This is a genomic window from Streptomyces sp. SID3343 (assembly GCF_009865215.1).
In the GTDB taxonomy this organism is placed as follows: Bacteria; Actinomycetota; Actinomycetes; order Streptomycetales; family Streptomycetaceae; genus Embleya.
In genome coordinates this window covers 1-7,518 of record NZ_WWJX01000383.1, presented here as the reverse complement: position 1 = coordinate 7,518, position 7,518 = coordinate 1, and the positions used below count along the sequence as shown (strand labels likewise).

8 protein-coding genes and 1 pseudogene are annotated in these 7,518 nt (G+C 68.6%); 4 read left to right on the top strand and 5 right to left on the bottom strand.

Annotation, left to right across the window (positions count from 1 at the left end; genetic code table 11):
• The 4 genes and pseudogenes from GT354_RS12985 to GT354_RS53885 all read right to left on the bottom strand — a co-directional run.
• Positions 1–217: pseudogene (locus GT354_RS12985) on the bottom strand (type III effector protein); the annotation flags it as partial.
• 534 nt (positions 218–751) lie between these two features.
• Entirely contained in the window at positions 752–1,552 is an 801-nt protein-coding gene (locus GT354_RS12980) for a helix-turn-helix transcriptional regulator (protein ID WP_346012006.1), read from the bottom strand.
• Positions 1,553–1,590: 38 nt separating this feature from the next.
• Complete coding sequence (locus GT354_RS12975) at positions 1,591–2,016, bottom strand: hypothetical protein (protein WP_161356456.1); 426 nt, start codon at positions 2,014–2,016, stop codon at positions 1,591–1,593.
• A gap of 282 nt (positions 2,017–2,298) precedes the next feature.
• A complete protein-coding gene (locus tag GT354_RS53885; RefSeq protein ID WP_346012005.1) occupies positions 2,299–3,174 on the bottom strand; it encodes an MFS transporter in 876 nt (291 codons plus the stop codon).
• 125 nt (positions 3,175–3,299) lie between these two features.
• Between GT354_RS53885 and GT354_RS53880 the strand changes: the two genes are divergently transcribed.
• A complete protein-coding gene (locus tag GT354_RS53880; protein ID WP_237534704.1) occupies positions 3,300–3,539 on the top strand; it encodes a hypothetical protein in 240 nt (79 codons plus the stop codon).
• Between the two features lie 487 nt (positions 3,540–4,026).
• Here GT354_RS53880 and GT354_RS12965 read toward each other — a convergent pair whose 3' ends face one another.
• Positions 4,027–4,398, bottom strand: a complete 372-nt coding sequence (locus tag GT354_RS12965) for a nuclear transport factor 2 family protein (protein ID WP_161356455.1) — start codon at positions 4,396–4,398, stop codon at positions 4,027–4,029.
• A gap of 703 nt (positions 4,399–5,101) precedes the next feature.
• Here GT354_RS12965 and GT354_RS12960 point away from each other — a divergent pair.
• From GT354_RS12960 to GT354_RS12950, 3 genes are all read left to right on the top strand, one after another.
• Complete coding sequence (locus GT354_RS12960) at positions 5,102–5,257, top strand: hypothetical protein (RefSeq protein ID WP_161356454.1); 156 nt, start codon at positions 5,102–5,104, stop codon at positions 5,255–5,257.
• Positions 5,258–5,335: 78 nt separating this feature from the next.
• Positions 5,336–5,800, top strand: coding sequence for a ferritin-like domain-containing protein (locus GT354_RS12955; protein WP_161356453.1), 465 nt, complete (start codon positions 5,336–5,338; stop codon positions 5,798–5,800).
• A gap of 804 nt (positions 5,801–6,604) precedes the next feature.
• Complete coding sequence (locus tag GT354_RS12950) at positions 6,605–6,808, top strand: hypothetical protein (RefSeq protein ID WP_161356452.1); 204 nt, start codon at positions 6,605–6,607, stop codon at positions 6,806–6,808.
• The last annotated feature ends 710 nt before the right edge of the window (positions 6,809–7,518 follow it).

Genomic DNA, 7,518 nt, shown 5'->3' with positions numbered 1-7,518 from the left:
GCCTGGCGGGTGGCCGTCACGCGCTGCTCGCCAGTGGTCCCGGCCGGGCCGGGGCGGCCGCGCAGGTAGCGGCACTCGGCGGCCTGGCGGCGGCGACGCCCAGAGGGGAGGCGAGCTCGGCCCAGCCGGCGCCCGCGTCGCGGGCGGTTTCGATCAGGCCGGTCCCCCACCCGGCCGGCTGCTCGCGGACCTGTCGCAGCAGCAGGGAGGCCAGGGCTGCCGTCACCGTGCGTTCGTGGAAGGTGTGCCCACGGCCCGTCCGACCGCCGCAACCCGGGCAATCCACCTGGACCCCGGGAGCCCGAGCCGGCACCCGGATGACCTCGCCGTCGCCCGCGATCTCCTCGACCACCAGCGGCGCCAGACCCGAAAACACCACGCCCAAAAGCTCGTTCGCACTCAACACCTGCACACGATCGCGGACTCACAGAAGGAGAAAGAGGACGAGGCGACGACGGCCGAGGAGACGAACACCAAGACCGTGCAGATGAACCAGGGGAAGAGCGCTCAGCGGCCCGGTCGGTCGTCCCCGTCCCCGCTCCCGACCCTTCGTCCCGCCCGCGCTCGTGAGCCTTCGTCCCGCCCCCGCTCCTGACCCTTCGTCCCCGGCTACGGCCGACTGTCCGTTCGATGACGTTTCGGTCGGACACTGGGGGTGGGCGGCCTCCTGGCCCGACCGCTCGGGCGTGGCGAAGCGGCACACCCGTCTCCGGGGACGGCGGCTGGTCGGCTGGGCCGTTCTCGCGTGGTGTCACCACTTGGTGGTGCGCAGGGCCTCCGTCGTTTCAGGGTCGGCCGGGAAGAAGGATTCGATCGCCAGTTCGGCGACGGTGATGTCCAACGGCGTGCCGAAGGTGGCCATCGTGCTGAAGAAGGTCAACACCCGCCCCTGGTGGTGGAGGCGCAGGGGGATGGCGATGTCTCCCGGACCGGGAAGGTCGATCTTGGGTTCCGGCTGGTCGCAGGGATAGCCGCTGAGCTCGTCGTACAGCTTGATGATCTCGGGATCGGCGGTCGTCGTGACCTGCTGGCGCAGCCGGCTGAGCAGATGGGCACGCCACTCACCGAGATTGGCGATCCGCGGGGCCATGCCGTCGGGGTGCAGGCTCACCCGCAGCAGGTTGACCGGTTCCTTGAGCAGTTCCTCGGACACACCGACGCGGAACAGCATGGCGGGTTCGTTGGCCTCGACGCGGTTCCAGTATCGGTCGAGGACAACGGCCGGGAAGGGTTCGTGCGCGGCCAGTACTTGGCGCAACATCGCCCGGATCGCGCCCATGTGCGGCGCCTCGAGGCTGGTTTCGTGGTAAACGGGGGCGTAGCCGGCCGCCAGCAGAAGTGGGTTTCGTTCCCGGAGTTCGAGCCCGAGGGCCTCGGCGAGTCGCAACACGATGTCGCGACTGGGCTCCGAGCGGCCGTTCTCGATGAAGCTGAGGTGGCGTGCGGATATCTCCGCCTGAGTGGCCAGCTCGAGCTGGCTCAGCAAGCGACGCTTGCGCCACTGCCGCAGCAGGTCGCCGATCGGCTGCGATTGCCGCGTGGTCGTGGTCACCGTCACCTGTTCCTCACGTCCGTCCTCTCGGGGGGCGATCAACTGCCCCGCCTGGCTTCATTGTCCGTCAACGCACCGTCCCTGACGGCACGTTCACACGAGTTTTCGAGAGACAACGTCAATGCGAGGCTCTGCTCCTGGAACGCGTCCAGGTCGCGCTCCGGCATCCCGAGTATTCGGGCGATCATCAATGCCGGTATCGGAAAGGCGAAGGCGAGCAGCAGGTCCACCGGGGGCGGTTTTGCCTCCAACTCGTCGAGGAGTCCTTGTACGAGTTCACGCACGAGCGGGCGATACGCGTCCACCGCCGCATTGTCGAACTCCGGCATCACCATGCGTCGCACCCGCGTATGCTCGTGCGGGCCCAGCCGCAGGAACGAATGCGGCAGCGGATCGGGCGGCAGCGGCAGCCGCAGCGGAAATCCCGGCAGGGTGATGTCGACACTGAGCGCGGGGTTCAGCATGGCCGCCCGCCTATTCGCGTAGCGGCATACGACCCAAGCGGCCGTGCCGTCGTCGAGACGGACCTGCCTGGGCGATTCCGAGCGCAATTCGGAATGTCGGTCGGGGGGAAGCAGGGGCAGGTGCGGGGCATCAGCCAGGTCGGGAGGGCAGCCTCTGTGTCGGTCATCGGATCTCCTCGGGGATGAGAAAGAACTCAGGACGAGAAAGAAAGCCTCGAATGTCGGCGCGGCGGCTCGGCCCGGTGGGTGGGAATCGTCGCGGCGCCCACCGGGCCGAGCCGGTCAGCTCCGCTGGGGAGCGGGTCCGGGCAGAAGTTGGGCGAGGCCGGCAACGACGAGCGTGAAGCCGGCGAGCACCGCGACGCTCCATTCGAAGGCGTGTGCGTAGGCGATCGATTCCCCGTGGTCGAGGACACCGAAGAACACCACGCCGATCGCGGAGACGCCGAGCGCGTTGCCGCATTCTTGCGCGGTGGAGAGCACTCCCGCAGCGGCGGCGGCGTGGCCGGGGGCGACCCCGGCGAGCACGGTCGGCGTCACGGGGTTGCAGAACAGGGCCATGCCGATACCGGCGACGCACAGTCCGGGCATCACCCACACCGAGGGTCCGGAGACGTCGATCGCGGTCACCGCGACGATCAGCAGGGCGTATCCGGCCGCCACCACCAGTGCGCCGAGGGTAAGTACGTGCTTGCCCAGACGAACCGCCAGTTTGGGCGCAGCGAAGGCGGCCGGGACATAGCCGATGCCGAGAGCGGCGAAGACGACGCCGGAGGTCAGGGGGGACAGGCCGTGGCCGTCCTGGAGGTACAGGGCGAGCACCAGCATGAAGGAGGCCATCGCCGCGAAGAAGCCCAGGATGATCAGGACGCCGACGGAGAAGGCCCGCTCGCGGAACAGGCTGAGCGAGATCAGCGGCGCTCGGTCGGTCTTCTCCAGCCGATGTTGACGCCCGGCGAACCCGGACAGGAGCGGGATCGAGGCGGCCAGGCACACCCACGACCACGCCGGCCGGCCCTGTTCCCGACCTTCGATCAGGGGAAAGACGATCGCGAGGAGACCGAACGAGCCCGACAGCGAGCCGATCAGGTCCAACCCCTGTCGGCCGGTGCCACGGGACTCCGGGATGTAACTGCGCATCATGAGGACCGATGCCACGCTGATGGGGCACGTTGATCAGGAAGATGGTGCGCCGGCCGAGGCCGGCGATGTCCAGGTGGATCAGCACCCCGCCGATGAACTGGCCAAACGTCGCGCCGATTCCCATCGACAGGGCGAAAGCGGTGAACGCGCGCACCCGTTGGGCACCGGTGAACGAGGTGTTCAGGATCGCCGGCATCTGCGGGGTCATCATGGCCGCGCCGACGCCTTGCACCACCCGCGCGGCGATCAGTACTCCCGAGGTGGGAGCAAGGCCGGCGGCCGGCGAGGCCGGCGTGAACAGCACCATGCCCACGCCGAACAGTCGGCGCCTGCCGTACAGGTCACCGAGTCGTCCGGCCGTGAGCATGCAGGCCGCGTAGGCGAGGCTGAAGCCGGAGACGATGAACTCGATGGCCGCGGCGCCGGCGTGCAGGTCGGCGCGGGTGGACGGGATGGCGACGTTGACCGCGAAGAAGTCCAACGTGATCATGAACATGCCGGATACCACGATGAGCATGCGGATCAGGGCACGCCTGTCCGTTTCCGGCGCTGCCGCGTGTTCCGCGCCGGGCGGGGCGGGGCGGGGCGGATGTCTGCATCAGTCGACATTGTCGGACTCCCGATCGATGGGTCGTCATTACTTCCTGCACGGCCCCGCGAAGAAGTCCAGGATCTCGGTGCGGGCAGAGATATCCGCCGGAAACGGCTCGGTAAATCCGCCCGGCGATTCCCGGACCTCGAGACAAAACCCCACAGGTGCTCCGGTAGAGCCCGTGGGGCGACCCATCGGGCTCCACCGGAATTCGCCGGCGCTCGTATCCTGATTCCACGAGGGGACGGTGCGGAGCGACCGAGATCGGGCTGTGGTCAGTCGGACGGGGCCATGTCGACGAATTGGTGATCGCGCGCCATCCGACCGTCCGCGTCGATGATGACCACCTGAGTGCCCTTCATCGTCGCCTCACCGCCGGCGACCGGAAATACTTCCCACTGATAGCGCACGACCTCCTGGGTGACGTCGATTTTGGCCACCCTGAAACCGAAACCCTGCGGGACGAAGTGGTCGTACGCTTCCGTCACCGCCTCCTCGATGCCTTCGCGGCCGCGAAATACCGTGGCGGTGTTGCTGTAGACACAGTCGATCGCCCACAGCTCGGCGATGGTCTTGCGGCGGATTTCGGCATCCGGCTCCGCCCAGGTCGCGACGTACTTTTCCACGATTTCTTCGATGCCGCTCACGTGATCTCCTCAGGCTATGGTCACCCGGAGCAAAGGTCCGGGGATGCGGTGGGGTGGGGCTGACGGCGCCCCGACCGCTCGAGCCTGCCGGCGGGGCGAGAGGCCGGTCGATTAACCTCGGAAGTAATAAATCTTCGCGGTCCCGACCCGTCCGCCGCCCGTGAGTCCAAGCGTGCCGGCGGAGCGAAAGCCTGGTCGACTACCTCGGGGGTAATAAATCCGCGCGAGCTTCGCGGTCCACGCGTGCGGTCCCGGCCGGTGCGGGACACCCGCTCGGAGCGCGTCACCGAGCATCTCGACTGCCGGCCGGGTACATCGGCCCAGGATCAGCCGGGCGTCAGCACCGGCTGTTTTCCTGAGTCCGATGACGATCCCCACCAAGCCCATAGGCTAGGCAGACGACGACACACCTCCGGTCTTTCGACAACCGTCGACGGACCGGAGGATCGGCAACGGCCTCACCCGACTGTGAGCATCACTCTTCCTGCCAAGGGTCTCGAGCAGAAGTCAGCCGTGACAACAGTCATCAACGGGGCGAAGTATCTCAGGCCCCCAACGGCAGTACCGACTTCGCACGAGACCCCTCGGTAAAAACCGCATTCGAGGCTTTCACGGCCTCGTCGTCCGATGTTCGCAATGGGGGGGTCGCGGACCGGTCCCCGACTCCCATGACGCACCAGATTGTTTCCCTCCGGAGGCTGGAATGCCCACTCGTGGCAAAAAGGAAAAACAACGCTTGGTGAAGGCGGCGATCTGGACCCTCTTGTTCCTGGTCGCTTCGGTGATGCATTCCATGAACGACCTCACCACGTGGGTGGTTGTCGACCTGGTCGCCGCCGCCGGCGGGATCGGTTCATGATCCGGCAGTTCCTGCGTGCACCCCGGCTGAACGGCTGACTCGTCGACCTGCCGCCGACTCCCAGGGCAACCCGGCGCGTTGGAGAACCAGGTGGTCGGCGCCTACCAGGCCGCGTCGAGCGCGGCGACGGCCGGCAAGCTGGGACCGGTGCCGCAGGCGGTGGCCACGTTCGTGCAGACCGCGATGGCCCAACACGCCGATCACGCGAAGGCGTGGAACGCGGTCCTGACCGGCGCGGGCAAGCCCGCGATCACCAACGTGCCGCTCAAGAGCCAGGCCGCGGTCACCGACGCACCGGGACGGGTCACCGACGTCCCCGGTGTCGCAAAGCCGGCGTTGCAGTTGGAGGATCAGGCGGCGCAGACCTGTCTGTTCGCGCAGTTCGACGTGACCTCCCCCGCCGGTATCTCCCCCGCGGCCACCATCGCGCCGGTCGAGGCGATGCACGTGGCGATCCTGCACTTGGTGCTCGGGGAGTATCCGGTGCCGCAGGATTTCCTGCCCGTCGACATGGCCGCCAAGCCCACCGACCTCACCGTCTGACCGCGTCGCGTGTGTCGGTGGCCGGCTCCGTGCGAACGGGCCCCGCCCCGCCCTTCGCGCGGGGCCGGGCACCGACCGCGACTCGTCGAGCCGCTTGTTTCCTGTTCGTGTTCAGAGAGGCCCGCACATACCTTCCCGTTACCGCTACGTCGACATCGGCGCCATCGGTCCCCTCCCGAACATGTACGAACCCGTCTGGTACCCCGAAAAGACCCCGCGACACCGCGGAACTCCTGCTCCGAGCCGTCGCCCGGGCGTCCGCGGTCTCTCCGGAAAGAAGGGTTCTGCACCCGCATGGCCGAGGTGGCGATGCTCGCCGACGCCTTCGTCCACGCCGCCGTCGCCCATGACAGGGCCCTGGGCGACTCCTGGCCCGACATCGCCGCCAGTCTCCTCCGACATCCCGAAAGCGTCCGTCGCCGGCACCGACGCACACCTTCCCGGACCAGATCCCCTGACGACCCGCGTCAGGAGACGGCAGCCGCCGACGGCCCTCGACCCGCCGCGCCGGTCTCGGGTCGACTGCGTGGCGCCGCCTGCGGGACGACCGACCCGACGGCCTCCCCTGGCAGGGCGATGTCCTCCGCCCTGAAGGCTTCGGCGCGGCGTGCCGGAGAAGGGCGAGGGTCTGTCGACAGGAAGTTCCGCCGGGCGCGGCCGTCCCGGCCGATTGCGCAGGCCGCCGCAGTCCCCCAAGGCGCCCGGCCGCGGCGACGCGCGGACGCCGACGCTCGGGAGTGCACATGTGGCGCAGACGGAGTAGGACTGCGCTGTCCGGCCACGTGGGCGGGGTAGAAGCGGGTGGTGATCATCGCTGTCGGGGTGTTGCCCGAATCGGACCTGCGCTCCGTCGTGGACCTGCTGGTGAGCCTGGTGGAGACCACCGGGGCGTGCGTCATCTTCGCCGGCGCGCTGATCGCCTTCGTCCGCTTCCTCGTCCTGGGCCTGCGCGAACGCACACCCGAGGTCTTCACGAAGACGCCGACCGTCGCCCGAGGCAGCGCATGACCACGCTCGTGCACCAAGCGGCCCTCGCCGTCACGCGTTCCGCCCTGGTGTGCGCCGGTACGGCGTTCGCCGCCACCCGCAACCGGGTGTGCGCGCTCACCGTCCTCTTGGATCTCCTCGTCCGCCGGCCTGCTGCGCCCGGCCGCACCGCCGTCCTGGTCGACGACCGCGGCAGCAGCGGGAGTCCTACTGGTGCGTCAGGTCACCATGTTCGGTGTGCGTCGCTTGGGAGCAATCACGACGCCGGCCCTGTCACGATGACCGCCCGGACCTCGGCCCGGCAGGGTCGTTCTCGCGGACGCACGGGAAGCCGGCGGGCGCGGCACGAGGTGACAACCGACGCCTTCGACGGCCGATCGGGCCTCGGACGTGCCGTTGCGTCTTCCGGACGTCACTCGCGTCGGCGGCACACGGTCCGGTCGCCTCTGACTTCGACTCCTTCGAGGAGCACAGGCAGCTCGCCTCGGCTCTTCGGCGCCGGTGCCACCGAGTACATGCCCGCGTCGGACGCGCGTACGACGACCGTCAGGGCCGTCGGCACGCACAACAACCTACGACCAGCCCACGTACCCCTACCCGACGCAAGCTCTGGACGCCGGGATTGGCCGGCCGCCGAATCGGCGATTCCGGGTGCCGGAGCTGTTCTGCTGTGCCCAAGGAGAAACACCGCCGCCGAGGAGTCGTCATGGCCGACCCCCACCACCGCACCG